Here is a 25,494-nt window from a genome sequence, read left to right on the forward strand (position 1 = left end):
TAAAGCAGGAGTTTTAAATTCTCCTGCTTTAATTATCATTTACTAGTAGTTGTAAATGGATTGAATTTGATGGCACCATTATATTGATAAGGATAAAATTGCTTTAAGTGAGAAAGGTAATTTATCCATTGAGAAGTTAATGCCCTATAGACTCTGCAAATATCACCCTTTATGTGAGTAGAATCATCTTTTGTCAGTGTTTTGTATTGTAAAAATACAATTTCATCTCTTAAATGCATTAGAGACATAAGTAAATCAGCAAAGGTTTCATGCTCTAATATATTCTCATTACTTATAAGGTTAGATAAAATATCTCTACTTTCGAGAACTAGTTTTTCAAGTCTAGGATAATTAATCTTTTCAAATGCTATTATATGTTCATAAGATTTTAGCTTATTATTAGAAGTTTTTAGGTCTGTAAAATCTAAATTTAAGTATTGTATATTCTCATCACCAGCTACTATTATTTCTAATAGAGTAAAACCAATATCACTAAAAAATAGTCCGACTAACATATTTAATTTACTTAAGCGTTCAAGTTTAGTACGTCTTTCTACAAGCTTCTCAAATACTAGGGTTACGACTAATATATTTATAGGGATAAAACAGAGGCTCATAAAAGAGTAATAAATCGTGTTTTCTAATTGACCAAATACTAAATAGTGAATAAAAAACATTATGAATGATAATAAAATTAAAATAAATGAAACTAATAAATAATGTGTAATATTTTTCATAATTGCTCCTTTAATATTAGAATTTATATAGATAACAATAGCATGTCTGACAAGTTAAGACAATTATATTTCAATATTAGAATAATAATTGTTTGATTGTACTATTATGTAATATATTGGATTTAAATTGAGTTATATGATAGAATTTATAAATATTATATTTTGTCTACAATATATGTAGATGAACAGCGGAGGTAAGATAATGAGTGAGAATGAGTTTGAGCAGTTTTTACATACCAATATACCAATTACAGAAGCTATGGGCATAAGTGTTACAGAGTTTACTAAGTCGAGAGTTATACTTGCTGCTAAATTAAAACCTAATATAAATGATAAATTAACAGCGTTTGGAGGAAGTATAAATACTTTGATGACAATATGCGGATGGTCTATGGTTTTTGTAAATATTAAAGAAATTGATCCAAAAGCTCAGATAGTAATTAAAAAAAGTAATATAAATTATAGGGCTCCTATACGTGAAGATTTTACTGCAGAATGTGAAATTTTTGGGGATGAAACAAGAAGAGAATTTCTCGAAACATACACGAAACATAACAAGAGTAGATTAGATCTTAAGGTTGTTATTAAAAATAAGGAAACTGTTTTTGCAGAGTACGAAGGGCAATATGTTGTATTTAAATAGAATAATTAGGGCTAAATTTACAAGTATAAATAGATTTATTATGGAGGATAAATAATGGGAATAAAAGCTATGCACCATGTGTGCATTCAAACCAATAGTTACAAAGAATCTCTTGAATTTTATAAAAATATTCTTGGGTTTGAGATTGTAGAAGAGACAAAGAATTTTCATACTAGAGATTATAATACATGGTTAAAACTAGGAACATTCATGATTGAGTTACAAACCAGCAAGACGGGAGAAGATCTTTCTAAGTGGAATAAGTTAAGCGAAGGGATAGTCCACATGTGCTTTTTAGTGGATAATGTTCAAGAGGAATTTAACAGGATTAAAGGTTTAGGCTATAACAATTTTAGGGTTAAAAATAATGAAGTGATATATAAAGTTGAAGATAGTTTCTTATTTAAACTAAAGGCTCCTGAGGGCACAGAAATTGAATTTAGAGATAAAAATGAAATATAGATTTCATTTTAAAGGAACTTTATAATACTATAGAAAGAAATATAATAGAGGTAAAGTGCATCTAAGAGCCTACTAAGGCAATTAAGACTATAATAGAGAATTATGAATATAATTATTTTTGTAGTTGAAAAACAATAATATATCATATTTATTTGAGGACTGTTATAGCAAACGCTGACTTATATTCATATCTTACCTAAGAATAATAGTTTTAGGTGGTATGAATGGAAAAAAGCTTTGGAACAGTTTTAAATTGTATTGACGGAAGGACTCAGATTCCAGTAATAAATTGGATAAAAGAAAATTTTAATGTGGAGTATGTAGATTTAATAACTGAGCCTGGAATGGACAAGATAGTGTCAGAAGGAAATCCGTTTTATTCAAGTAGATTAAAAGATAAGATTAATATTTCGGTTAAAGCTCATAAATCCAAAATAATTGGATTGGTAGGTCATTATGACTGTGCTGCGAATCCAGTGGATGCTGAGGTGCATTATAGGCAAATAGAAGAAGCCACAAATTTAATTAAAAATTGGAATTTTTCGGTTGATACAATAGTTGGTTTATGGGTAGATGAGTTTTGGGAAGTACATGTCGTTAGCTTGTATAAAAGAATTTAAATATAGAACATATATAAATTAGGAGCAGATGTTACTTAATCTGCTCCTGTTTTAGATGCACAAATATATTCAGAACAAAGATTTAAGATATAACAAATATAAACTAAAAAAGTTTATATAAAAATATCAATATATCCTTTTTGAATTTTATAGGCTACTTAAGAAGAAATTACAAAGTATATTTTTAGTACGTTAGAAGAGAATATATTTTGTGATCAATAAAATAATAAAGGAGGAAACAAAAATGGAAGCAACTATGACTAGAAATGCAAATTCATTAATATCAGAAGGAAATCCAATGCAATATTGCATTGATGCTTGCAGCAAATGTGTACAAATATGTGAGGAATGTTTAAACTTATGTTTACAACATAGTGATGCTAGAGATAGGATGTATTGTATTAAATCACTTCAAGATTGTGCTGAAATTTGCTCGACAACAGCTTGTTTTATTTCAAGAGGAAGCGGTCATATAAGAGAAATAGCTACTGTATGTGCTGCAGTCTGTGAAAGCTGTGCAAAAGAATGCGGAAGATTTGATGATGAACATTGTCAAACTTGTGCTGATGTATGTAGTCAATGCGCTAGCGAATGTAGACACGTATTAAATATGTAAGGAATTGTTTGGCTTAAGTCACTTCTTATTTTAAACATAAAAGTTTAGAAAATATTAAAAATCGCTATTTTAAAGATTAATAGCGATTTTTAATATTTTACATAACTAATTCGATAATTATTATAAATGTATTTGGTAGCAGATTAAAAAATGGACAAATTATGTTTTTAGTTTCTTTATGTAGATTTTAAAAGAAAATTAACATTTAATAAGATAAAATGGGTGAAATATGTATTGACAATAAAAGAACGTTCATTTATTATAGAAATATAATAATAGAGGTGTTTAAATGAGAAGGAAAGACGATGAAAAGCAAAAAAACATAAAAGAAGCAGTTATTAAATTAATTCTTAAGGAAGGCTTTCACGGTGCTTCTATTTCGAAGATAGCAAAAGAGGCAGGGGTATCACCCGCTACAGTATATATATATTATGAGAATAAAGAAGTCATGTTACAGGACATATATCTTGAATATTCTGAAGATATTTTTGATTACATACTCAGTAAACTTAACAATAATATGAATGGTCAGCAAGTTATCGAAATTATTGTTAAAGAGTATTTTATTTATATTAAGGAGCATGGAGAAGTCTTTCATTTTGTAGATCAATTTGCTAATTGTCCAGCTTTGTCAAATCAATGCTTGACCAAAAGAGGAATAGATAACCTAAATAATTTTCTTGATGAAATGAAAGAAAGAAAAGTATTTAAAAATCTTCAAAATGATAATTTAAGAGCAATACTTTTTTATCCTGTAAAATCAATTGCTATTAATTCATGTATTGAGGAAAATGAAAAATTTGAGTTATTAAAGGAACTCATTAGAATAGTACAAGACGCATTACTTATATAATTAAAAGAACTGTTTTTTAGTGCGAGAGATTTTGTGAAGATGTAATTGCAGAAGTATCTCGCTATTGCTTAACCAATCTTTAAATGAATGCTCGTTTAAGAATGTTCTAATAGGAAGGATGATTATGATGATAAATTTAGATAATAAAAATAATATGGGAAGAGTAATTCCTGTGTCAGATATAGTGCTATTACCTGGAATGTACCATACATTAAAATTTAATAAATTTAGTGAAACTCAAATTGAAAGTTTATCAGATGAAGATATAGTTAATATTGCATTACCTTTAAAACAAAACTTTGGTCAAAGTAAGTTAAAGGAAGAAGATTTTCATAGAGTTGGTGTTACATTTCAAGTAAATGCAATTGAAAAAACAGAAAAGGGATATAAAGCAGAAATTAAAATATTAGATAGAGTTGAAATTAAAACATTCAGTATTGAGGAAGATTTTATTAAAGCTGAATTCGAATTTGCACCTGATATTATTGATCTTACAGAAAAAAGTAAGGATGAAATGGTAGAGTATATTAAAAAAGTTACTCGTGAAATTAGTGAGAATTTCAAGGGCTCAGAAAAGTTTATGTTGGCTGTTGAAGGTCAAAAAGATTTGAATAAGCTTATGGGATATTTATCTCATTTCATGCAAATTTCAAATGAGGAAAAATATGATTTGTTGGAAACTCAATCATTAAAGGATAGAGGTCTTAAATTTATAGATTATTTATTAAAACAAAAGGAATCTTTAAAATTACAATTTGAATTAGCAGAAAAATTCACAGAAAAAGCTAATAAGAATTATAGGGAAACAGTATTAAGAGAGCAGTTAAAAGCTATTCAAGAAGAATTAAATGAAGGAAAAGGCTCAGCTTCTAAAAAGGACAAGAACTACTTAAATAGAATTGAAGAGGCGCAGATGCCGGATGAAATAAAAGAAGTTGCTTTAGAAGAATTAGAAAAATTAGAAAGCCAAAGTCCAAATAGCGCTGAATACAATGTGATTAAGAATTATTTAGAATTATTAATTCAGCTTCCTTGGAAAAAACAAGAATTTAAGGACATTGATTTAGAAGAAGCAAGAAGAATATTAGATGAGCAGCATTATGGGTTAGAAAAAGTTAAAGATAGAATAATACAACATTTAGCAGTTATGCAGCTTAAAAATGATAAAAAGGGTTCTATTCTATTATTAGTAGGTCCTCCAGGAGTAGGAAAGACAAGCTTAGGAAAGAGTATTGCAGAAGCTTTAAATAGAAAATATGTAAGATTAAGCTTAGGTGGAGTTCGTGATGAGGCTGAAATAAGAGGGCATAGAAGAACTTATGTAGGTGCAATGCCAGGAAGAATTATTCAAAGTATAAAGAAAGCAGGAGAAATAAATCCTGTTATGGTCTTAGATGAAGTAGATAAATTAATGGCTAGCTATAATGGAGATCCAGCAAGTGCATTGCTAGAAGTATTAGACCCAGAACAAAATGATACTTTTACTGATCACTATTTAGATGCACCTTATGATTTATCTAATGTATTCTTTATTGCTACAGCCAACTCTCTAGATACTATACCAAGGCCTTTGTTAGATAGGATGGAAGTAATTCAAATTTCTAGTTATACTATGAATGAGAAATTCCACATAGGAAAGAATCACTTAATACCAGCAGTTCTTGAAGAACATGGATTAAATGACACTCAGCTTGTTATAGAAGATGCAGCATTAGAAAGAATTATAAGTGAATATACTCTAGAGGCTGGAGTAAGAGGACTTAAAAAGCAAATAGCAACTATTGCAAGAGTTGCATCAGAAAAGATTGTATCTAATAAGGTGGAATTACCTTTTAAAGTTAAAGAAGATGATTTAGAGGACTTATTAGGAAGAAAGGTTTCAAGCCATGATAAAGCTCAAGATGATAATGTCCCAGGAGTTGTAACTGGATTAGCGTGGACATCCGTAGGGGGAGAAATACTTTTCATCGAAGCGACAGGAATGCTAGGAAGTGGACAAATTGTCTTAACTGGACAGCTAGGAGATGTTATGAAAGAATCCGCACAAATCTCTTTAAGTTTATTAAAATCAAGATTGCCGATTAATGCTATAAACTTTAGAGAAAGAGATATTCATATTCATGTTCCATCAGGATCTGTTCCTAAAGATGGACCATCAGCAGGAATTGCATTATTTACTGCACTTGCATCACTTGTTACAGGTATAAAAGTAGATTCAAAACTTGCAATGACAGGAGAAATAACTCTAAGAGGAGCTGTTCTTCCAATAGGAGGACTTAAAGAAAAATTATTAGGAGCTCAAAGAGCTGGAATTACAAAAGTACTAATTCCAAAGGATAATGTAGTTGATTTAAATGAGGTTCCACAAGAAGTTAAGGAACAATTAACTATTATAGCTGTAGAAACAGTAGAAGATGTTCTAAGAGAAACTTTGGGAATTTCACTACCAAGAATAGAGCATATATTTAATCCTAATAAATTTATTGAAGGAACTTTCAAGCCAGCAGAAGAATAAGAAATATTAAGAGATGTTGTTAAAACTACTTATTAACAAGTAGGAGAAGCAACATCTCTTCTTGCTTTTTACGAAAATGGAAATATAAAAACTTCGAGTTATAAAAAGTAATGACATCAATGGATCGATAAGTGTGAGATGGTTAAAACCTACCTTTTTTATTAAACGCAATAATTTTATGATTTAACAATGCTATTTAAAATCATACCTATTACTATTAGTACTATGCCTGCTAGTCCAACAAATGTCGGACATTTATCATGAAATATAAAAACTCCACCTATAAGAGTAAATATTACTTCACCGGATTGTGTTGATTCCACGACGGCTAATTTGTGTGTATCATTACTTACTATATCGGTTGCTTTAAAAAATAATATTGTAGCAATAATCCCTGAAAAAATGGCAACGATTAAGGATTGAAGCACTTGCCCTTTACTTGGCATACCTGCAGACAATACACCGAATATTGATATTAATATCCAAAATGGCATGCTACATAAAGTCATTCCAAATACTCTTTGAAAGGTATTAAATTTGTCATTGCAAATTTCCATCATCTTGCGATTACCAAGTGGGTAAGCAAATGCAGCTAGTATAACTGGGATAATTACAGAGATTATTTCTGAAAAAGAGACACTTTTTGCTTCTTCAAACTGCATTAAAAATATACCTAGTAATATTAAAGAGGACATTAATAGAGATTTTTTGGGAAGTGTATTCCTTACTTTGCATATTCCAGTGGGTGTTTTAATACTTTTAAAAAATAATGGAGACATAAGAGCACCAGCAACTATGGTTAATTGCCAAGTTCCAGCAACCAGCCATGATGCACCATATGTAGATGCAAAGCTTAAGGGAGTGTAAAATAATCCAAAGCCTATTGTGCTCCAAGCAATCCATTGAATGGGTTTATTAATTATATCATTTAATACTGGATTTAATTGTCTATTTATAATCATAATAATAAGCAAGAGTGGTAGCATAAATATATACCGTAGAGATGAACTCCATAAAAAACTTCCTCCAGAAATATTCATTTGTTGATTTAATATAAATGTAAATGCAAAGAAAAATGATGCTGCAATTCCTAATATGAGTGCTTTTGTCATTTAAAAAACTCCTTACCTAAAATATTTAAAATTAAGTTGTAAATTAAATTAGTAAGATATGTTATATTATATACATGAACAATATTTTGTGCAATATATTATAATATATATGTTATAGCATACAATATTTTTGAGAAAAGGAGTAGCATATGAGAAATTTAAATTCGATTATTGGGAGTAAATTGAAGGAAATCAGAAATAAGAGAGAATTAAGTTTAGATGAAGCGGCAAAATTAACTGGAGTCAGTAAGGCTATGTTAGGACAAATAGAGCGAGGACAATCAAGTCCGACAGTATCTACTTTGTGGAAAATTTCAACTGGATTAAAGGTGTCTTTTTCGTTCTTTATTGATGAAGAGCAGGATGAATTAGAGATAGTAGATCAAAATAATATTGATCCGATTATAGAAGACGATGCTAGAATGAAGTTATATCCGATATTTCCTTTTGATGCAAATAAAGGTTTTGAAATATTCACTATAGAATTAGAACCAGGGTGCAATCATATATCTACTCCACACAGCGATGGCGTCGAGGAATATATTATAGTAACTCAAGGTGAAGTAGAAATAGATATTGAGGATCAAAAGTATTCGTTAAAAAAAGGTAATTCTATTAAATTTGTAGCCAATATACCACATAAATATAGAAATGTGAGTAGAGAACCGGCAATATTTCAAAATATAATACTTTATTTCAGGTAATGAAATATCCTTGATCAATATTGTTTCGATGAGAAAAATATATAGTAAATAAGTTGCATTTTTGAGATTTCAAATGCTATCTCATATTAATTAGTTAACTATATTATAGTGAAATGCTATAATATAGAATTAGATAATGATAATTAAGAATTAGATTTTATTCGAAGGATAAGAATTAAGCGAAAGAGGTTGGTTGAAATATGGGAAAATTAAGAGTAATAGGTATAGGACCTGGAAGTGTTGAGAATATGAGTCTGAGAGCACTAAAGGCCATTGAAGATAGTGATGTTGTTGTTGGATACAATAAGTACATAGATATGATAAAAGACTTAGTTAAAGATAAAGAGTTATATTCGACAGGAATGAAAGGTGAAGAAGCTAGATGCAAGGAAGCTTTAAATTTATGTAAGGATAAAAATGTTGCATTAATAAGTACTGGAGATGCAGGTATTTATGGAATGGCTGGATTGATACTTGAACTTAAAAAAGATGAGGATGTGGAGATAATTCCAGGTATTACTGCAAGTAGTGCAGCAGGTTCTGTAGTTGGGGCACCTCTTATGCATGATAATTGCAATATTAGCTTAAGTGACCTCATGACACCTTATGAAGATATAAAGAAGAGAGTAAAACTTGCAGCAGAAGGAGACTTTGTAATATCCTTATATAATCCTAAAAGTAAGGGAAGACCTGACTATTTAAGAGAATGTATTGATATAATAAGGGAGTTTAGGCAGGATAGCACTCCAGTGGCAGTAATAAGACATGCACTTAGAGAAGGGCAAAGTTATAAATTATTTACTATCAAAGATTTTGATGAAGATATAGTAGATATGATGTCTATTGTAATAGTAGGAAATTCAAAAAGTTATTATAAAGATGAAAAATTCATAACACCTAGAGGTTATGAAAATAAAAGATAGAAATAGATTGTATTTAGATATATAAAAGAAAATAATGAGTCGATGATGCGCTACATTAATTGGAAATAAATTCGCATGGTTGGCTCATTATTTTTCTTAATGTGTCTTGGCAATCTGGAATGGAGAAAGTATGATTGGATTTATATTAGGAACTTCAGAGGGAAGAAAAATTTTGTCGTTAATAAATAAATATACTAGTGACATTGCAGTTACAACTGCTACAGCTTATGGAGGAGAGCTACTCAAGGAATTTAATATAAAGGAACTAAACACAAAACCTTTGAATGCAGAAGAAATGCTAAAATGGATAGAGATTAATCAAATTGATATACTAGTTGATGCATCTCATCCTTATGCACAAGAAGTTACAAAGATCGCATTAAAGTGCGCAAATTCACTTAAGATTAAGTATGTAAGATATGAAAGATTAGGTGCTCTTGAGAGTATTACTGGAGAAGATATAGTAAGAGTTAAGGATTATGATGAGGCTATTGAAATTATAAAGAATATAGATGGGAATATTTTAAATACTACAGGCGGAAATAATGTTTCTAAGTTTGTAAATTTAGAGTTTAATCATAGAGTAATACATAGAATTTTACCATCACCTAAAGTATTAGAAAAGATAGTCGAAAAGGGAATTAATATTAAAGATATTATAGCGCTTCAAGGTCCGATATCGTATGAACTAGAAAAAGCATTTATTTACCAATATAATATTAAGGCAATTTTGACTAAAGACAGTGGTAAAGAAGGCGGAGTTCTAGAAAAGCTTAAAGCAGTTCGGGAAGCCAAGATTAAATTAATAGTAATAGAAAAACCAAAATTTAATTATGAATTAGTATTTAATCATGAAGAAAAATTAGTAGAGTTTCTGATGAAATATAAAAAATAAAATGGGGGTAAAAATGAATTATATAGTCAAAAGAACTACTTCGGAAGATGTAGATTTTAAGTTTTTAGAGAAGCAACTTGATGATGAGTTATTCGAAATATATGGGGATATGCAAAGTAATTATTCATCACACAATACAGTTATAGATTTAAAGACAATTATAATATTTGTTGACCAAAAGCCAATAGGCTGTGGGTGCTTAAAATTTCTTGATTGTGATTTAGCGGAAGTGAAGAGGGTATATGTATCATTAGAATATAGAAACAGAGGAGTAGCTAAGATTATAGTAAAAGAAATTGAAAAGTTAGCAATTGAAAGTAATATTAAAAATATTATTTTGCAGACAGGAAGCAGACAAAAGGCCGCTGTCAGTTTATACGAGAGTATGGGATATAAGTTAACTGAAAACTATGGACCATATATAAATGATAGTAATAGTATTTGTATGAAGAAAATCGTTTGATAGAGAAATTTACTATAGAGATGTTAATATAGCTATAAAAATGTTTTTCATCGAAACAAAATAGATAAAAGGGGGAGATACTTACGGAAAGCGAAGAAAAACTGTCATTTTACGATGAAGAATTAAATGAAATTGGTGTAGCTTCTCGTTCAGAAATACATGCAAATGGACTTCTACATAAGGTGGTTCATTGTTGGATAGTAGATGAGTCTAGCAATGAGAAATGGATATATTTTCAACAGAGATCATATAAGAAAAAAGATTTTCCAGGATTATATGATATCTCAGCAGCGGGACATGTTGAGATTGGAGAGAAAATAGAAAATGCATTAAAACGTGAAGTTAAGGAAGAAATAGGAATAGAAATTAATTTTAAGAAATTAAGATTTGTTGGAAGTATAAGAGAAAAATTTAATCTAAGTAGCTTCTTAAATAATGAAATATGTGAAGTATATTTATATAATGTAGAAGATCCTAAATTTAATATTGGATTTGAAGTGGAGAAGATGGTAAAGTTATCATTTAGTGAATTTAAGAAGTTGGTATTAGGTGGCTATGACCATATTATAGCTTTTTCAACTGATGGAAAGTCAAAATTTAATATAAGAGCGCATGAATTTTGTGTACATGAGGAAGAATATTTAAGATCAATAATAGATTTTATTGGAAAATGATTATTGATTAAATTATTTTTTTGGAATATAATCAAAGAAAAGAAATAATTCTTATTGAAGGGAGTTAAAGTAATGAGCGTTAAGGAAAAAGTTTTAGAAGTTATGAGAGAGGCTGGAAAGCCAGTTAGTGCAGGTGAGGTTGAAAAGTTATCTGGTTTAGATCGTAAAGAAATTGATAATGCATTCAAGGAATTAAAGAAAGAAAGCGCTATTGTATCACCAGTCCGCTGCAAATGGGAGCCAGCAAACTAATATACATGATAATTAAAGGGTACTCTTGGGATAATGATAATATCACAAAAAGAGGCTCTTTATTTTTTTTTTTGAATATATATTGGAAAAAAATTCTTTATCATAGTTCTGAAAATATTAAAAGAATTTTAGCCATAATTGTGAAATGTGAAATTTGCATTGTGAATTATGAATTGCAACATATATATGATGTTTAGGTTAAAGAAGCTAGCTGTTAATTCATTAATAATTTTTTTAGTAATTACACTTAAAAATATATTTAAAAGAATAAGTGATTGTCGAAATATTATGCAAAAAGTAATAGAAGTTTAATAAAAATAGTTATTTGAAATTCATATTTACATTATATAATTTAAATATATAACTTATAGATAATACAATTTATCATTAAGTCTTGGTTTACTGAAATTCTGAATGTAATTTTATTATTTTAGCATAACGTTTTATAGCTTATTAAGAGAAGTTTTTTGAGGCTATGATTTTTCATTTATAATTATATATTTTTTATGTGGGATGAAAGGGAGAATTATTATGAACACGAGAAAAAGAAAAAGAGGATTTAAAAGATTTATACTAAATATTATAGCATTTGGTATTATAGCCTTTGCTATTTTTGGAGTTTATAGCGGCTATATGGCAAAATATAATAGTATAAACCTGCAGGATTTAAACACAAAAATGTATATACAGGATGCAGATAATGCGAGCAAAGGTAAACTTCAAGTAAATTGGAAATTCATGGCGGCTATTGATGGTGTTAGATACAAAAATGATTTTTCTAAAGTAACGGATAGTAGCATAAATCAATTAGCTAATATGTTCATAGATAACAATAAGAGTACAAGCGTTAAAATTAAAAATAGTCAATATAAGCTCGTCGACTTGGATACAGTGTTAGATAAGCTATCTTTTGATAAAGAACAAAAAGAAAAAGTATATAAGTATATAGATGATTTAAAATATATTGGATCTCAGAAGAATAATTTAAAAGATGAATCTAAGCAAGGATTTATTAATGATTTATATCCAGAGGCAAGTGAGATATATGATAAGTATGGTATTCTCCCTTCTATAACTATCTCGCAGGCAATATTAGAAAGTGGCTGGGGAAAATCCGATTTGAGCACTAAAGCCAATAATCTATTTGGAATAAAAGCAGATTCAGGATGGACAGGGAAAAAAATTAAAATGAGTACCTCAGAATATTATAAACAAAAGATTGAGGATTACTTTCGGGTATATAATAATAAAGAAGATTCCATAAAAGATTATGGAGAATTTCTCAGCAATAATAAAAGATATAAACAAAGTGGAGTTTTTCAGGCAGCTAATTATCTAGACCAGGCTAATGCTATAGAAAAGGCTGGATATAGTACAGTAGAAAATGACAAGGGAGAAGAAATTTATTCGAAACTTCTGATAGGAGTTATTCAAGAACAAAATCTTCAGCTTTTAGATTTCGAATGTGAGATGAATTATTTTAAAGATAATAAATAAATTGTACGCATTTTTTATGAATTTATGTTATATTAAAACAAAAAATAATAGCGTATATAATTGGGGGAAATGAAATGAACATTAAGTCTAAAGAATTAAAAGATATTATTAATAGTATAAGAGAAGCAGATGCTTATGTAATCGCTGAAGCAGATAGAAGAATGACATCGCTTGCAAAGCCACTGAAGAGTTTGGGGAAGCTAGAGGAAATTGCTATAAAACTTGCGGGCATTACAGGCAAAGTGAAAAATAACATAACAAAAAAAATGGTTATAATAATGTCTTCAGATAATGGTGTGGTTGAAGAAGGAGTTGCTTCAGCGCCTCAATCGGTAACTTTAGCTCAAACAATTAACTTCACAAAAGGATTAACGGGTGTAGCAGTTCTTGCAAAAGAAAATGATACTGAGCTTATGGTGATAGATGTTGGCATTAACTGTGATTTTAGCTATCCTGGCGTAATTAATAAAAAGATAAGAAAAGGAACTAATAATATTGCAAAGGGGCCTGCAATGACAAGGGAAGAAGCAGAAAAAGCAATTTTAATTGGAATAGAGTCTGTTAAAAACGCGAAAGAACTAGGCTACGAAATTTTTGGTGTTGGAGAGATGGGGATTGGTAATACTTCTACTAGTAGTGCCGTGTTGTCAGTATTAACAGACGTAAGAGTGGAAACAGTTGTAGGAAGAGGTGCTGGAATCACAGACGAAGCGTTTGAGAAAAAGAAGGAAGTTATTAAGAAAGCAATAAAGGTGAACAATCCGGAAAAAGATGATCCAATAGATGTAGTTTCAAAAGTTGGAGGCTTTGATTTAGCAGCCATGGCAGGAGTATTTTTAGGATCTGCTTATTATAAAGTTCCAGTTGTTATTGATGGCTTTATATCATCAGTTGCTGCGCTTATAGCCTTTAAATTAAATTCAAAAACTAGAGATTATATGTTTACTTCACATGATTCAAAAGAATTAGGATTTAAAGTTGCAATGAAAGAATTAAGCTTAAGTCCAATATTAGACTTAAATATGGGACTTGGAGAAGGAAGTGGATGCCCACTAGCATTTTCAATAATGAAATCTGCATGTGCAATTATGAATAACATGGCGACTTTTGAGGAAGCGGAGATTAACGACAGTTATTTAGATGAACTTAAGGCTATGAATAAATGATAAATATTTAAATGATTGCAGGGGATTAAATTAACTATTTATAATTTAATAAGGCACATGAAAGTAAATAATAGGTAAAAAACTACTAAGGAATGTTTTTTTATGTAGAAAAGTTCCGTATTGCAGTATAGCTGATCTTTTCATAAGTGTATAGCTGCTTTTTATAAGTTGTATATTTCTAGTCGTGCGAGGAAGTAAAAGATCATCATAGTGGGGTTAATATGGAACTTAAAGAATATGTTATAATAACTGTATACTCTATGAAAATATGAGTATGTAAAGCAGTTAAAACTGATAATATTATGTTTTAATAATTTGATAATAATATATTTGTTTTGACAAACTGTTATAAAGTAATAAATAAGCAGCATTTTTGAATATAAAAATACTTGTTTTTATGAATAAGAAAGGAGAGTGTTTATGGAATTAGGACTTATTCATATTTATTGTGGAGATGGAAAGGGAAAGACAACAGCGGCTATGGGTCTTGGGATGAGGGCTGTTGGACGTCAAAAGAAAGTTTTATTAACACAATTTTTAAAAGATAATGAGACTGGTGAATTGAATTCTATTGATAAGCTAGGAAATGACTTTGAAGTTTTTAAAGGAACTCCTGTAAAGAAATTTTTTAAATTTATGAGTGAAGAAGAGCAGATAGAGACTAAAAGAGAGCATGAGGAAAGATTTTTTAGAGTTACTAAGAAGGCTGTAGAAGAAAATTTTGATTTATTGATATTAGATGAAGTGATTGCATCTACTAACTTAGATTTAATCCCTCTAAGTGAAGTGATAAATTTTTTAGAAAACAAACCAAAGGGATTAGAAGTTGTTCTAACTGGTAGGAATCCTAATGAAAAGTTAGTTGAACTTGCAGATTATGTTTCAGAAATTAAAGCTGTAAAACATCCATATGAGAAAGGAATAGGCTCAAGGATAGGTATAGAGAAGTAATTTATTTTTAATAGTATTTTGGGCTTAAATTAGAGTATATGAATTATTTGATAATTGGAGGGTCTAAGAGTGGTAAATCAGAAGTTGGAGAAAAAATAGCTCTGACTTTAAATAGAAACAAAGTTATATATATTGCTACGATGAATCCATATGATAAAGAAGATGAAGATAGAATAGAGAGACATAAAAAAAGTAGAGAAGGATTAAATTTTAAGACACTAGAAGTTACTAGAGATTTGGATAGTGTGATTAATACAATCAATTGCAAGGATACTGTACTTATAGATAGTATAACCTCCCTTTTGACTAATGAGATGTTTGTTGAAAATAATATTATAAAAAATCCTTCGCATAAGATATTAAATGATATAAGGCAAGTTATGAATAATGCAAAGAATGTTGTTATTGTAAGTGATTACATATTTAATGATGCTATACAATATGATGAAATAACTGAAAATTTCAAGAAAGAACTAGCCATTATAAATAGAGGGTTAGCAAATTATTGTGAGAATGTTATAGAATGTAGCTTCGGATTAATTAAGTATATTAAACATGAGGAGAAATAACTTTATGAAGAAATTATACAAAGGATTTATTATGGCATTAAGCATGTTTACGATACTTCCAACTCCATATGTTGAATGGGATGACGATGGAGTAAAAAATATGATGAAATTTTACCCACTGATTGGATTAATAATTGGAATCTTGTGGAGTATAATATATTATTTGGCGAGTATATTAAATATCTCAATTGTTTTAAAGAGTTCGATAATTACCATAGTACCATTTATAATAACAGGAATGCTGCATTTGGATGGTTTTATGGACGTTTGCGATGCAATTCTTTCAAGGAGAAGTAAGGAAGAAAAACTCAGAATACTTAAAGATTCAGCTACAGGAGCGTTTGCAGTAATATCCCTAGTGATTTTGTTCTTTTTACAATTTGGAGGGGTATATTCTATTTTAGAAAAAAATAGTTCTCTTTATACATTAATTTTGATTCCAATAATAAGTAGAAGTGTTGTAGCGTATTATCTTTTAAGCAGAGCAACTATAAAAGAAAGTACTTTAGGGACTTATTTTAAAAAAGGGACAAATGTGTATGATAAGCTTATTATGATAATAACATTGATAATAGCATTAATAATATCAGTAATTTTGTTAAATATTTATGGAATAATATTAGTTTTATTAATGAGTTTAGGAATTAAATTGTCAGTAGAAAAATGCAGAAAAGAATTTGGTGGAATATCTGGAGATGTTGCCGGATTTGCTTTGGTTATAGGTGAAGTAGTTGGAATATTAATACTAGGAATAATCCCGTAAAGGGAAGGGTGGCGTTTATGAAATTAATTTTTGGTGGAGCTTATAATGGAAAATTAGATTATGTAAAAGAAAAATATAAAGTAAGTAATGAACAGATATTTTTCTGTAGGGATGAAAATATAGAATATAATAAGGAAATCATATGTGGATTACATATTTTTGTTAAAGCGTGTGTTTCTAATAAGCTTAACCCAATAGAAGTTTTAAAAGATAAAATGGATTTGTTAGAAAATAAAATAATAATATGTGACGAAATAAATTCTGGAATTGTTCCAATCGAAAAATTTGATAGAATATGGAGAGAAGAAACTGGGCGATTACTTCAGTTTCTAGCAAAGCATTCTTCCCATGTATATAGAATATTTTTTGGAATTGAAGAGGAATTGAAAAATAATACAATTTAAAGAAAGAGGTAAATTAGTTATAGATTTAATTGAAAAAACTATAGCGATTAAGGTATGAACGAAATTAAGTTATATTTGGTCAGGCATGGAAAAACTTATTGCAATGAAAGACAATTATATTGTGGTAAAAGTGATGTTGAATTAAGTGAAAGTGGGAAAGAGCAATTAAGGGAAATTTCTAGAAGGGTTAAATATACAAAGTGCGATTTTTACTTTACAAGTGGGGCAAAGAGAGCAAATCAAACATTAGAAATCATTTGTCCACAGAATAAGTATAAAATTTTAAACAAGTTTTTTGAGTATGATTTTGGTGATTTTGAATTAAGATCATATGAAGAACTAAAATTGTTAAAAGAGTATATAACTTGGATAGAAGACAAAGAAGGAAATGTAAAATGTCCAAGTGGAGAGAGCAGAGCAGAATTTAGAAAAAGAGTTAATGATGGATTTGTGGAGCTTATAAATTATCTCATTAAAGAAAATATAGATACTGCTTTTGGAGTGATTCATGGAGGAAGTATAGGTATACTATTGGAAATGTTTTATGATAATAAGAAAAAATTTTATGAGTGGCAGCCTAGCAATGGAGAAGGGTACGAACTTACAATAAAAATTAGAGAAGACAAGCAATTCGAAATAAAAAATGTATCTCAAATATAGCAAGATAATATGATTAGAACTATTTTGGAGATGCGAAAGAAGATAACGAGGAGAACTATATGATTGAACTTAGTATAGGATTTGTTTTGGATTTATTAATTGGCGATCCTAATAATCCGCTTCATCCAGTTAGAGGAATTGGATATGTGGCTAAAAAACTTGAAGCACTGTTTAGAAGAATCCTTAGAAAGCATTTAAAAGCAGCAGGTCTTATTGTATGGATTCTTACTGTGTCAATAATATTTGCAATTGTATTCGCAATTATTAACTTATCTAGAGAATTTAATATTTACTTTGGAATTATTTTAGAGGGAATCTTGATATATTTTTGCATATCATCGAAAGCATTAGTTGTTGAAGGATATAAAGTAGTTAAGTTTTTATTAATAAATGACTTAGATGGCGCAAGAAAGCAGCTATCATTTATAGTGGGGAGAGACACTGCAAGTTTGAGTAAAGAAGGAATAATAAGAGCAGTTGTTGAAACTATAGCAGAAAATATGGCAGATGGGGTCATAGCTCCGTTATTTTATGCTATGATTTTTGGAGCGCCTCTCGCATTCGCATATAAAGCGGTGAATACATTAGATTCGATGTTTGGATATAAGAACGATGAATACATAGAGTTTGGGTATTTTCCGGCGAAATTGGATGATATTTTTAATTTTATTCCAGCCAGGATAACAGGAATGTTGATAATATTAGCTTCTGCATTTCTAGGATATGATTATAAAAATAGCTTTAAGATATACAGAAGAGATAGACATAATCATACAAGCCCTAATAGTGCGCATCCAGAAGCAGCTATAGCTGGTGCATTAGGGGTACAGCTTGGAGGGGCAAATTATTATTTTGGAAAACTTGTAAGTAAGCCTACAATAGGAGATAAAATTAAAGAAATTGATATCAATGATGTTAAGAAGACTGCTAAGGTCCTCTATTTATCATTTTTTATAGGATTTGTACTTACTTTAATATTTAGAAAGCTAATGATAACAATGTTTTAAGTGTCAGAAATTTGGGTGATTAACGAATATTATAATATAGAGATGTGAGAGTTAATATTAAATTAAAATTAATATATATATTGAAATAGTAAATTTATATTTAAGCTTATAACAAGCTAAAAATAAATTAAGATTGAAGTGGAGAAATTTAATTGAAACATATATGCACTATGCATAGGGAGGAAAGTCATGGCAAGCTTTGGACATGGTGGAAATGCTAAAGAAATAAGTAGAGAAAACAAAATAAATTACAAAGACATAATTGATTTTTCAGCTAATATTAATCCATTGGGAATGTCAAGTAGTGTAAAAGATGCGATTATTGAAGGTATAGATGAAATTGAGAAATATCCTGATATAACTTATTTTGAATTGAAGGATTCAATAGAAAAGTTCGAAAATGTTAGTAAAGAAAATTTGATTTTAGGTAATGGAGCAGCAGAAGTTTTATTTAATTCAGTAAGAGGAATTAATCCAAAGAATACACTAATTTTGGCCCCAACTTTTTCAGAATATGAAGAGGCAGCAAAGGCAATAAATAGTAATATTATTTATTATAATTTGAAAGAAGAAAATGATTTTAATATAAGAGAAGATATTCTAAATGATATAAATGAAAACTTAGATTTGATATTTATATGTAATCCCAATAATCCAACAGGTGTTATAACTGAAATAGATTTATTAAAAAGAATTTTGAACAAAGCGGAGAGAAATAATGTTAGGGTAATAATAGACGAATCGTTTTTGGATTTCAGAGAAGAAAGTTTTTCAATGATTCCCTATATAGATAAATATAAAAATTTAATTATAATAAAATCTTTGACCAAATTTTTTGCGCTTCCAGGTATAAGAATTGGTTATGCTATTTGCAGTGATTCAACACTAAAAGAGAAGATAGAAACTATATCTCCTGCTTGGAATATAAATATCTTGGCAGAAATAGCAACAAAAGCAGCACTTAATGAAAAGAATTATATAAAGAAATCTATAGAATTTATAGACCATGAAAAAAAATACCTTTATAATGAAATAAGAGAAATAGATGGAATTAAAGTCTTTGAACCAAGTGTGAATTTTGTTTTATTAAAAACTCTGATCAAAATAGATTTGAAAAAAGAACTACTAAAGAATAATATATTAATTAGAAGTTGTAGCAATTATGTAGGATTGGATAATAGATATTATAGGATTGCTGTACGAAGTCATGAAGAGAATTACAAACTGATAAAAATAATGAAAAATATATTTGAAATGCACAGAAATGAACAATAATTTAAGTTATGTATAGGTTAATTTTATTGTTAGAATCAGATGAAATATTAAGCTTTGATAATGAGAGGAGCCAGGATATGAATAGAAAATTTATTGCTTCAATAATGAGCGTGCTTGTAGGAATGAGTATAGGAATCTCTAATGAAGTTAATGCAGAAATTAGCAATGGATGGGTCAATAACAATAATGGCTGGAGTTATTATGAAAATGGCAGTGTAAAAACTGGATGGGTAAATGATAAGGGGAATTTTTATTACCTTAAAGACGATGGGAATATGGCTGTAGGATGGATTAATGTTAATAACAAGTGGTATTATATGAGTGAATCTGGAGCCATGAAAACAGGTTGGATTCAGTATAAAGGGGCTTGGTATTATTTAAGCCAAAATGGAGAAATGGTTTCCGATGATACTGTTGATGGATACTATTTAGGAGTAGATGGATCTTGGGTTGAAAAAAATTCAACTAGCGATGCGACGGAAATTAATGATGAATTTAAAAATAATATTACTATGAAAACAGAAAAAAATGAATATGGTCTAAATACTAAAGAAATTACTGTGTATATTACAAACAATGGAAAGGAATCAGCTTATTATGGAGTAGAATATGCAGTTGAAAAATTTGTAGATAATAGATGGAGTAAAGTCCCTTTTAAAGATGAACCAATGTTTATAGAAATTGCTTATAATTTAGAACCAGGAAAAACAAGTAGTCAAGTTATTTCTCTAGAAAATTTAGAGAATTTAACTGCGGGGAAATATAGAATAGTAAAGTTTAGCGGAAGATGTGCTGCTGAATTTGAATTAAAGTAAAAACAAATAAGAGGGGTAGTATGGATAAAGAAAAAGTTGTAGTTTCATTCAGCGGGGGAAAAGATTGCACTTTAGCCTTGTATAGAATGATTAAAAGTGGTTATAAAATAATAGGATTATTAGTTACTTTCGAAAATAAAAATGATTCGTATTTTCATAAAATACCAAGGAATGTTTTTCAGGACATTTCTAAAGAATTGGAAATTCCACTTATTGAAATAGATTGTAGCAATAAGAATAATTATGAAGAAGAATTTGAGCTGGCATTAAAAGCTTCAAAAGATAAAGGCGCTGAAATTTGTGTATTTGGAGATATAGATATAGAAGCACATAGAAGCTGGTGTTTAGATAGGTGCAAGGCAGCAGAAATTAAAGGAGTATTTCCTTTATGGCAAGAAAATAGGGAAAAGCTTACTAATGAATTTATAGACTGTGGTTTTAAGGCTATAATTAAAAAGGTAAATCTAAAGGCGCTAGGAATAGAATTCTTAGGAAAAGAATTAACCAAAGATGTTGTTAATGAAATAAAAAACTTAGGATGTGATCCTTGTGGAGAAAATGGAGAATATCATACATTAGTTTTTGATGGTCCTATATTTAAGAATTCAATCAAATTTAATAAGAATGGTACAGAGGTTACAGAGAATTATGGATATTTAACAGTAAACGGATTATTAGATTAATGATAGGACTTGGAAAAATAATTCGAAATTTGAATTCAAATGTTGGAAGTCAGAGATTAAAAATTAAATGTTAAGTATTGGAACTCGAATTTGAGGGGAGTAAAGAAATGGATAAAAAAAGTATAATGTTTTTAGGTACAGCGTCTTCTGTTGGTAAAAGTACTTTAGTAACAGCCCTATGTAGATATTTAAAGAATCAAGGGTTAAATGTAGCTCCTTTTAAGGCCCTAAATATTTCATTAAATTCTTATGTAACAAAAGATGGATTGGAAATGGGACGAGCTCAAGTAGTTCAAGCAGAGGCTTGCAAATTAGAGCCAGATGCTTTGATGAATCCGGTTTTGTTAAAACCAAGTGGTGAATATACACAAGTAATAGCAGATGGAAAAGTTTTTTGTAATATTGAGCCTTATAAATACAAGGAACTTAATGAAACTTTAAAGGTCAGAGTTAAGAAAGCTTATGATAAGCTAAGTAAAAAGCATGATGTAATTGTACTGGAGGGATCTGGAAGTTGTGCTGAAATAAATTTGAAAGATAGTGATATATCTAATATGGCTATGGCAGAAATTGCTGATGCACCTGTAATTTTAGTATCCGATATTGATAGAGGTGGAGTTTTTGCATCTATAGTTGGTACAATTCAATTATTACCCGAATCAGAGCGTGAAAGAATAAAAGGGGTAATAATTAATAAGTTTAGAGGTAATATAGAACTATTTAAACCTGCAATAAAACAGTTAGAGGAGATTATAAATATTCCAGTCCTTGGAGTTATGCCATATGAAAAATTTGATATTGATGATGAAGATAGTGTAACTGAAAGAATTAGGAACAAAGAAGAAGTTGGAACTTTAGATATTGCTATTATCAGGCTTTCTCATATGTCAAACTTTACTGATTTTAGTATTTTAGATAGAATTCCAGATGTGACTATACGATATGTGGATAAACCTAGTGAATTAAAAAATCCAAATTTGATTATAATACCTGGAACAAAGAATACAATTGAAGATTTAAGAAGTATGAAAGAAAATAAATTATTTGATAAAATAAAAGAATTAAAAGAGAGTGGTACACCCATTTTAGGAATTTGTGGAGGGTATCAAATGCTTGGAACGTTGATACTCGATAAATTAGGCGTTGAGGGTAATATATCTCAAGAGGATGGTTTCGGATTTTTGGATATAAAGACACGATTTAATGAGACGAAAGTTACAAAGCAGACTAAGGGAAATATTTTATGTGATCTAAAATCAATTAAGTCTATAGAAGGTAGCACTATAAGTGGCTATGAAATTCATAATGGAATAAGCAAGATTGGTAAGAAAGCAATACCTTTTATTAAGGATTTAGACGGTGATATCGTAGGTGTATGCGACAAAGAAAGAATTGTTGCAGGAACTTATCTTCATGGTATGTTTGATTCAGAAGAATTTATAAGTTCATTTGTTAAATCTCTTAAAGAGAACAACGATATTGTTGTTACAGAAGATATAATTATAGAAAAAGTAAATGAATATAAAGATAATGAATATGATAGATTATCTAAACTTTTTGAAGAAAATATAGATATATATCAGTTGAGAAAAATAATGGAACTTTAGGAAGAAGGGGATAGAGATGTTAACGGCTACTGAAGAGAGATTATTAGAGTATATAGAAGAACGCGCAAGAGCAAATGTTAAGGGTAAAACTTTCTATAAGATGACGGATATATTAGAGCAGGCGTTTTGGATATCTGAAGAAAAGGCATATGAGGTTTTAAAGAATGTAATAGCTAGAAAAAATATAGGAAATTCCAAAGATGCTATTATAGATGAATATATTGATATGCTTAAAAAGGGATATGGATCAATACAAGAACAGGTAGATTTATTTGGTGGGGATAAGTATACGAGTGTTATGTATGCGGCTGAAAGAAGATTAAAGCAGTATGAAGGCGGTACATTCTTTGATCTTCTTAGAGAAGTTTATAAAGTCCCAGACGAAGAAATTATGGAGGTAACAGAAAAGTATTTAAAGTTTTTAAACTCTCCAATATTTTCATATAGGTTAGAAAAGGAGACTTTTCATAAGTTTTTACAATCAGACCTAGAGGAATTAGATAAGCAGTTCAATAGGTTTGTAAATTTATAGTATTAAGTTAAAAAATAATTATTAAGCGAACATATCGTAGTTAAAGATAATAATTACGCTTTTAGGTATTAGAAGTAAATTTATATAAATAGAGCATATATGTATTCTAAAGAATAAAGAAAATAATAGATACAATTTTTATACCCAGTTTTTATAGTATTTATGTAATAATATACTATATGAACTGGGTATAAATTTATCATTTTAATACTCTAAGTATTGCTAATAATATAAGTAGAGCTCCTGATAACCAAGATAATTCAAGGTGTACTTTTTGAGCAAATTTTCGTCCAATAACTACCCCAAGAGATACTAGAGAAACTCCTATGATAAAGCATAATACTAAAACTTCCGTATAGTTAATGTTACATAGGCTAGATCCAATTCCTACTGCAAGACTATCTAATGATAATGCTAAACCTAGATAAAATGATTCTTTAATATTTAGGCATTTAGAGTTATCAAAATCAGCTTTTATTTCATCTGCATAAACTTGCAAGACAAATTGAAAGTCAAATATCTTAAATGTTAAGGGACTATCGGATTTCGAGCATTTTGAAATATATGATTTAAAAATATATTCAAATAATCTATATATTCCAAGTAACATCAAAAGTACAAATCCTAAAATTGCAGGAAGGTTACTTGGGAGTATGCTTTTAACTATTGAGCCAATAAGTAAAGAACAAGCAAGTGTAATGGTGCATACTAAATTTATTACTACTGCGCATATGGGTGGAATACGAATTTTCGAAGTACCATAAGCAATACTTGCAACAAAAGAATCTATGCATAACGAAGATACTAATAATAAAGACTCAAGCATAACTATTACCTCATAAGTTTTAGATACAATTCATGATATGAAAGAAAACTACTATTAGTTACAAATTTTGAGGTTTTATATTATTTTGGAATAGATTTATTAATAATAATTGAAATTCCTATAGAATCCCTGTAAACTATAAGAAATAATAACAATGAATATATAATATATATTGCAAAAATAATTCTTCATCATAATTCTAAAAATATTGTAAGAAGTTTAGACGTAATTGTGAATTGTGAAATGTACATCGTGAATTGCAACATATGTAATATATTGTTTTAATAACATATTCATATATATAGCTTTTGGTAATTTAAGTATTTATAATGTAGCAATTTAATCGCAACATATATATCTAAAAAATACCAGTAAATATGCTGTAAATTATATTATATAAATGGAGGAATAAAATGTATAAATTACTTGCACTAGATATGGATGGAACTTTACTTACAACTGATAAGAAGGTTTCAAAAAATACTGAGGCAGCTATAAAAGCTGCAGAAGAAAAGGGTGTTAAGGTGGTATTAGCATCAGGAAGACCATTAGATGGGTTAAATAGATATTTAGAAGAGCTTGATTTAAAAAAAGGTGAGGACTATGTACTTAGCTTTAATGGAGGATTAGTTCAAAATACTAGAGGAAAAATTGTCTCAAAGGTATGTTTAAAAGGAACTGATTTAAAATATATATATGAGATAAGCAAAAGACTCAATGTCAATGTACATGCTTTTTCTGCAAAGGATGGATTAATAGCTCCTAAAACTAGTCAATATACAGAATATGAAGCTACAATGAATGGAATAAATATTACTATTAAAAACTTCGATGAAGTTGATGACAATGAAGATATTATAAAAGTCATGATGATAGATCCACAAGAAATATTAGATCCAGCCATAAAGGAATTACCTAGTGAAATTTATGAGAAATATAGTGTGTTTAAAAGTGCACCTTTCTTCTTAGAATTTACTCATAAGGAAGTAGATAAAGGACTTGGATTAAAAAAACTCGGTGAATATCTAGGGATAAAGCGAGAAGAAATAATTGCATGTGGAGATGCTGGTAATGATTTATCAATGGTAAAATATGCTGGACTTGGTGTAGCAATGGGGAATGCTACTGAAGAAATTAAAGAAGCTGCGGATTTTATCACTGATTCAAACGATGAAGATGGAATAGTAAGAGTAATAGAAAAATTTATTCTAAATGAATCTAAATAGTAAGTTATAGGAAATTGTTTTATTATTGACTAACCACATTTTGA

General features: G+C 29.1%; 29 protein-coding genes. 26 read left to right on the forward strand and 3 right to left on the reverse strand.

Annotation, left to right across the window (positions count from 1 at the left end):
* Window positions 1-35: 35 nt before the first annotated feature.
* The gene (locus PZA12_RS06900) at window positions 36-737 is read right to left on the reverse strand and encodes a hypothetical protein (RefSeq protein ID WP_103697645.1); all 702 of its coding nucleotides are present in this window, start codon (window positions 735-737) and stop codon (window positions 36-38) included.
* Between the two features lie 202 nt (window positions 738-939).
* Between PZA12_RS06900 and PZA12_RS06905 the strand changes: the two genes are divergently transcribed.
* The 6 genes from PZA12_RS06905 to lon all read left to right on the forward strand — a co-directional run bounded on the left by PZA12_RS06905 (window position 940) and on the right by lon (window position 6,446).
* A complete protein-coding gene (locus PZA12_RS06905) occupies window positions 940-1,380 on the forward strand; it encodes a YiiD C-terminal domain-containing protein (RefSeq protein ID WP_103697646.1) in 441 nt (146 codons plus the stop codon).
* 54 nt (window positions 1,381-1,434) lie between these two features.
* On the forward strand, window positions 1,435-1,842 hold the full coding sequence (locus PZA12_RS06910) for a VOC family protein (RefSeq protein ID WP_103697647.1): 408 nt from the start codon (window positions 1,435-1,437) through the stop codon (window positions 1,840-1,842).
* A gap of 224 nt (window positions 1,843-2,066) precedes the next feature.
* Complete coding sequence (locus PZA12_RS06915) at window positions 2,067-2,462, forward strand: carbonic anhydrase (protein ID WP_103697648.1); 396 nt, start codon at window positions 2,067-2,069, stop codon at window positions 2,460-2,462.
* A gap of 244 nt (window positions 2,463-2,706) precedes the next feature.
* A complete protein-coding gene (locus PZA12_RS06920) occupies window positions 2,707-3,078 on the forward strand; it encodes a four-helix bundle copper-binding protein (RefSeq protein ID WP_023976669.1) in 372 nt (123 codons plus the stop codon).
* 289 nt (window positions 3,079-3,367) lie between these two features.
* The gene (locus PZA12_RS06925; RefSeq protein ID WP_023976668.1) at window positions 3,368-3,931 is read left to right on the forward strand and encodes a TetR/AcrR family transcriptional regulator; all 564 of its coding nucleotides are present in this window, start codon (window positions 3,368-3,370) and stop codon (window positions 3,929-3,931) included.
* Window positions 3,932-4,058: 127 nt separating this feature from the next.
* Window positions 4,059-6,446, forward strand: coding sequence for an endopeptidase La (gene lon / locus PZA12_RS06930; RefSeq protein ID WP_103697719.1), 2,388 nt, complete (start codon window positions 4,059-4,061; stop codon window positions 6,444-6,446).
* 176 nt (window positions 6,447-6,622) lie between these two features.
* Here the strand turns inward: lon and PZA12_RS06935 are convergent, their stop codons facing one another.
* Window positions 6,623-7,558 carry a multidrug resistance efflux transporter family protein gene (locus tag PZA12_RS06935; protein ID WP_103697649.1) on the reverse strand — a complete coding sequence of 312 codons (936 nt, stop codon included), beginning with the start codon at window positions 7,556-7,558 and terminating at the stop codon, window positions 6,623-6,625.
* Window positions 7,559-7,707: 149 nt separating this feature from the next.
* Here PZA12_RS06935 and PZA12_RS06940 point away from each other — a divergent pair, with 149 nt between their 5' ends.
* The 19 genes from PZA12_RS06940 (at window position 7,708) to PZA12_RS07030 (ending at window position 23,398) form a co-directional block, all read left to right on the forward strand.
* The gene (locus tag PZA12_RS06940) at window positions 7,708-8,262 is read left to right on the forward strand and encodes a helix-turn-helix domain-containing protein (protein ID WP_078114897.1); all 555 of its coding nucleotides are present in this window, start codon (window positions 7,708-7,710) and stop codon (window positions 8,260-8,262) included.
* A 200-nt stretch (window positions 8,263-8,462) separates the two neighbouring features.
* Window positions 8,463-9,185, forward strand: a complete 723-nt coding sequence (gene cobJ / locus PZA12_RS06945) for a precorrin-3B C(17)-methyltransferase (RefSeq protein WP_077843435.1) — start codon at window positions 8,463-8,465, stop codon at window positions 9,183-9,185.
* A 130-nt stretch (window positions 9,186-9,315) separates the two neighbouring features.
* Complete coding sequence (locus PZA12_RS06950; protein ID WP_078114898.1) at window positions 9,316-10,080, forward strand: cobalt-precorrin-6A reductase; 765 nt, start codon at window positions 9,316-9,318, stop codon at window positions 10,078-10,080.
* A 13-nt stretch (window positions 10,081-10,093) separates the two neighbouring features.
* Window positions 10,094-10,543: a GNAT family N-acetyltransferase gene (locus tag PZA12_RS06955; RefSeq protein ID WP_161222717.1), complete on the forward strand. Its 450-nt coding sequence runs from the start codon at window positions 10,094-10,096 to the stop codon at window positions 10,541-10,543.
* 182 nt (window positions 10,544-10,725) lie between these two features.
* Window positions 10,726-11,217, forward strand: a complete 492-nt coding sequence (locus PZA12_RS06960; protein ID WP_161222718.1) for an NUDIX hydrolase — start codon at window positions 10,726-10,728, stop codon at window positions 11,215-11,217.
* 72 nt (window positions 11,218-11,289) lie between these two features.
* Entirely contained in the window at window positions 11,290-11,469 is a 180-nt protein-coding gene (locus PZA12_RS06965) for a transcriptional regulator (protein ID WP_026889282.1), read from the forward strand.
* Window positions 11,470-12,000: 531 nt separating this feature from the next.
* On the forward strand, window positions 12,001-12,966 hold the full coding sequence (locus PZA12_RS06970; protein ID WP_103697650.1) for a glycoside hydrolase family 73 protein: 966 nt from the start codon (window positions 12,001-12,003) through the stop codon (window positions 12,964-12,966).
* A gap of 74 nt (window positions 12,967-13,040) precedes the next feature.
* A complete protein-coding gene (cobT, locus tag PZA12_RS06975) occupies window positions 13,041-14,132 on the forward strand; it encodes a nicotinate-nucleotide--dimethylbenzimidazole phosphoribosyltransferase (RefSeq protein WP_103697651.1) in 1,092 nt (363 codons plus the stop codon).
* 420 nt (window positions 14,133-14,552) lie between these two features.
* Window positions 14,553-15,083 carry a cob(I)yrinic acid a,c-diamide adenosyltransferase gene (locus PZA12_RS06980; RefSeq protein ID WP_103697652.1) on the forward strand — a complete coding sequence of 177 codons (531 nt, stop codon included), beginning with the start codon at window positions 14,553-14,555 and terminating at the stop codon, window positions 15,081-15,083.
* Window positions 15,084-15,121: 38 nt separating this feature from the next.
* A complete protein-coding gene (locus tag PZA12_RS06985; protein WP_103697653.1) occupies window positions 15,122-15,652 on the forward strand; it encodes a bifunctional adenosylcobinamide kinase/adenosylcobinamide-phosphate guanylyltransferase in 531 nt (176 codons plus the stop codon).
* A gap of 4 nt (window positions 15,653-15,656) precedes the next feature.
* The gene (locus tag PZA12_RS06990; RefSeq protein ID WP_103697654.1) at window positions 15,657-16,415 is read left to right on the forward strand and encodes an adenosylcobinamide-GDP ribazoletransferase; all 759 of its coding nucleotides are present in this window, start codon (window positions 15,657-15,659) and stop codon (window positions 16,413-16,415) included.
* A 17-nt stretch (window positions 16,416-16,432) separates the two neighbouring features.
* Entirely contained in the window at window positions 16,433-16,819 is a 387-nt protein-coding gene (locus tag PZA12_RS06995) for a bifunctional adenosylcobinamide kinase/adenosylcobinamide-phosphate guanylyltransferase (protein WP_078114907.1), read from the forward strand.
* Window positions 16,820-16,873: 54 nt separating this feature from the next.
* Window positions 16,874-17,479: a histidine phosphatase family protein gene (locus PZA12_RS07000; protein WP_103697655.1), complete on the forward strand. Its 606-nt coding sequence runs from the start codon at window positions 16,874-16,876 to the stop codon at window positions 17,477-17,479.
* Between the two features lie 59 nt (window positions 17,480-17,538).
* A complete protein-coding gene (gene cbiB / locus PZA12_RS07005) occupies window positions 17,539-18,486 on the forward strand; it encodes an adenosylcobinamide-phosphate synthase CbiB (protein ID WP_077839372.1) in 948 nt (315 codons plus the stop codon).
* A gap of 189 nt (window positions 18,487-18,675) precedes the next feature.
* Window positions 18,676-19,761, forward strand: coding sequence for a threonine-phosphate decarboxylase CobD (cobD, locus tag PZA12_RS07010; protein ID WP_103697656.1), 1,086 nt, complete (start codon window positions 18,676-18,678; stop codon window positions 19,759-19,761).
* 77 nt (window positions 19,762-19,838) lie between these two features.
* Entirely contained in the window at window positions 19,839-20,576 is a 738-nt protein-coding gene (locus PZA12_RS07015; protein ID WP_103697657.1) for an immunoglobulin-like domain-containing protein, read from the forward strand.
* A gap of 20 nt (window positions 20,577-20,596) precedes the next feature.
* Window positions 20,597-21,259 carry a diphthine--ammonia ligase gene (locus PZA12_RS07020; RefSeq protein WP_103697658.1) on the forward strand — a complete coding sequence of 221 codons (663 nt, stop codon included), beginning with the start codon at window positions 20,597-20,599 and terminating at the stop codon, window positions 21,257-21,259.
* 107 nt (window positions 21,260-21,366) lie between these two features.
* A complete protein-coding gene (locus PZA12_RS07025) occupies window positions 21,367-22,866 on the forward strand; it encodes a cobyric acid synthase (protein WP_077839368.1) in 1,500 nt (499 codons plus the stop codon).
* 16 nt (window positions 22,867-22,882) lie between these two features.
* The gene (locus PZA12_RS07030; RefSeq protein WP_017211563.1) at window positions 22,883-23,398 is read left to right on the forward strand and encodes a hypothetical protein; all 516 of its coding nucleotides are present in this window, start codon (window positions 22,883-22,885) and stop codon (window positions 23,396-23,398) included.
* A gap of 199 nt (window positions 23,399-23,597) precedes the next feature.
* Here the strand turns inward: PZA12_RS07030 and ytaF are convergent, their stop codons facing one another.
* Complete coding sequence (gene ytaF / locus PZA12_RS07035) at window positions 23,598-24,224, reverse strand: sporulation membrane protein YtaF (protein WP_011968608.1); 627 nt, start codon at window positions 24,222-24,224, stop codon at window positions 23,598-23,600.
* 413 nt (window positions 24,225-24,637) lie between these two features.
* Between ytaF and yidA the strand changes: the two genes are divergently transcribed.
* Window positions 24,638-25,450 (forward strand): sugar-phosphatase, encoded by an 813-nt coding sequence (yidA, locus tag PZA12_RS07040; protein ID WP_103697659.1) that lies wholly within the window; start codon window positions 24,638-24,640, stop codon window positions 25,448-25,450.
* The last annotated feature ends 44 nt before the right edge of the window (window positions 25,451-25,494 follow it).

The sequence above is a fragment of the Clostridium beijerinckii genome, assembly GCF_036699995.1.
GTDB lineage: Bacteria > Bacillota > Clostridia > Clostridiales > Clostridiaceae > Clostridium > Clostridium helianthi.

Excerpts from the sequence above, each read along its gene's own strand:
- PZA12_RS06900 (WP_103697645.1), bottom strand. The coding sequence starts at position 737 with ATGAAAAATATTACACATTATTTATTAGTTTCATTTATTTTAATTTTA.
- PZA12_RS06905 (WP_103697646.1), top strand. The coding sequence starts at position 940 with ATGAGTGAGAATGAGTTTGAGCAGTTTTTACATACCAATATACCAATT.
- PZA12_RS06910 (WP_103697647.1), top strand. The coding sequence starts at position 1,435 with ATGGGAATAAAAGCTATGCACCATGTGTGCATTCAAACCAATAGTTAC.
- PZA12_RS06915 (WP_103697648.1), top strand. The coding sequence starts at position 2,067 with ATGGAAAAAAGCTTTGGAACAGTTTTAAATTGTATTGACGGAAGGACT.
- PZA12_RS06920 (WP_023976669.1), top strand. The coding sequence starts at position 2,707 with ATGGAAGCAACTATGACTAGAAATGCAAATTCATTAATATCAGAAGGA.
- PZA12_RS06925 (WP_023976668.1), top strand. The coding sequence starts at position 3,368 with ATGAGAAGGAAAGACGATGAAAAGCAAAAAAACATAAAAGAAGCAGTT.
- lon (WP_103697719.1), top strand. The coding sequence starts at position 4,059 with ATGATAAATTTAGATAATAAAAATAATATGGGAAGAGTAATTCCTGTG.
- PZA12_RS06935 (WP_103697649.1), bottom strand. The coding sequence starts at position 7,558 with ATGACAAAAGCACTCATATTAGGAATTGCAGCATCATTTTTCTTTGCA.
- PZA12_RS06940 (WP_078114897.1), top strand. The coding sequence starts at position 7,708 with ATGAGAAATTTAAATTCGATTATTGGGAGTAAATTGAAGGAAATCAGA.
- cobJ (WP_077843435.1), top strand. The coding sequence starts at position 8,463 with ATGGGAAAATTAAGAGTAATAGGTATAGGACCTGGAAGTGTTGAGAAT.
- PZA12_RS06950 (WP_078114898.1), top strand. The coding sequence starts at position 9,316 with ATGATTGGATTTATATTAGGAACTTCAGAGGGAAGAAAAATTTTGTCG.
- PZA12_RS06955 (WP_161222717.1), top strand. The coding sequence starts at position 10,094 with ATGAATTATATAGTCAAAAGAACTACTTCGGAAGATGTAGATTTTAAG.
- PZA12_RS06965 (WP_026889282.1), top strand. The coding sequence starts at position 11,290 with ATGAGCGTTAAGGAAAAAGTTTTAGAAGTTATGAGAGAGGCTGGAAAG.
- PZA12_RS06970 (WP_103697650.1), top strand. The coding sequence starts at position 12,001 with ATGAACACGAGAAAAAGAAAAAGAGGATTTAAAAGATTTATACTAAAT.
- cobT (WP_103697651.1), top strand. The coding sequence starts at position 13,041 with ATGAACATTAAGTCTAAAGAATTAAAAGATATTATTAATAGTATAAGA.
- PZA12_RS06980 (WP_103697652.1), top strand. The coding sequence starts at position 14,553 with ATGGAATTAGGACTTATTCATATTTATTGTGGAGATGGAAAGGGAAAG.
- PZA12_RS06985 (WP_103697653.1), top strand. The coding sequence starts at position 15,122 with ATGAATTATTTGATAATTGGAGGGTCTAAGAGTGGTAAATCAGAAGTT.
- PZA12_RS06990 (WP_103697654.1), top strand. The coding sequence starts at position 15,657 with ATGAAGAAATTATACAAAGGATTTATTATGGCATTAAGCATGTTTACG.
- PZA12_RS06995 (WP_078114907.1), top strand. The coding sequence starts at position 16,433 with ATGAAATTAATTTTTGGTGGAGCTTATAATGGAAAATTAGATTATGTA.
- PZA12_RS07000 (WP_103697655.1), top strand. The coding sequence starts at position 16,874 with ATGAACGAAATTAAGTTATATTTGGTCAGGCATGGAAAAACTTATTGC.
- cbiB (WP_077839372.1), top strand. The coding sequence starts at position 17,539 with ATGATTGAACTTAGTATAGGATTTGTTTTGGATTTATTAATTGGCGAT.
- cobD (WP_103697656.1), top strand. The coding sequence starts at position 18,676 with ATGGCAAGCTTTGGACATGGTGGAAATGCTAAAGAAATAAGTAGAGAA.
- PZA12_RS07015 (WP_103697657.1), top strand. The coding sequence starts at position 19,839 with ATGAATAGAAAATTTATTGCTTCAATAATGAGCGTGCTTGTAGGAATG.
- PZA12_RS07020 (WP_103697658.1), top strand. The coding sequence starts at position 20,597 with ATGGATAAAGAAAAAGTTGTAGTTTCATTCAGCGGGGGAAAAGATTGC.
- PZA12_RS07025 (WP_077839368.1), top strand. The coding sequence starts at position 21,367 with ATGGATAAAAAAAGTATAATGTTTTTAGGTACAGCGTCTTCTGTTGGT.
- PZA12_RS07030 (WP_017211563.1), top strand. The coding sequence starts at position 22,883 with ATGTTAACGGCTACTGAAGAGAGATTATTAGAGTATATAGAAGAACGC.
- ytaF (WP_011968608.1), bottom strand. The coding sequence starts at position 24,224 with ATGCTTGAGTCTTTATTATTAGTATCTTCGTTATGCATAGATTCTTTT.
- yidA (WP_103697659.1), top strand. The coding sequence starts at position 24,638 with ATGTATAAATTACTTGCACTAGATATGGATGGAACTTTACTTACAACT.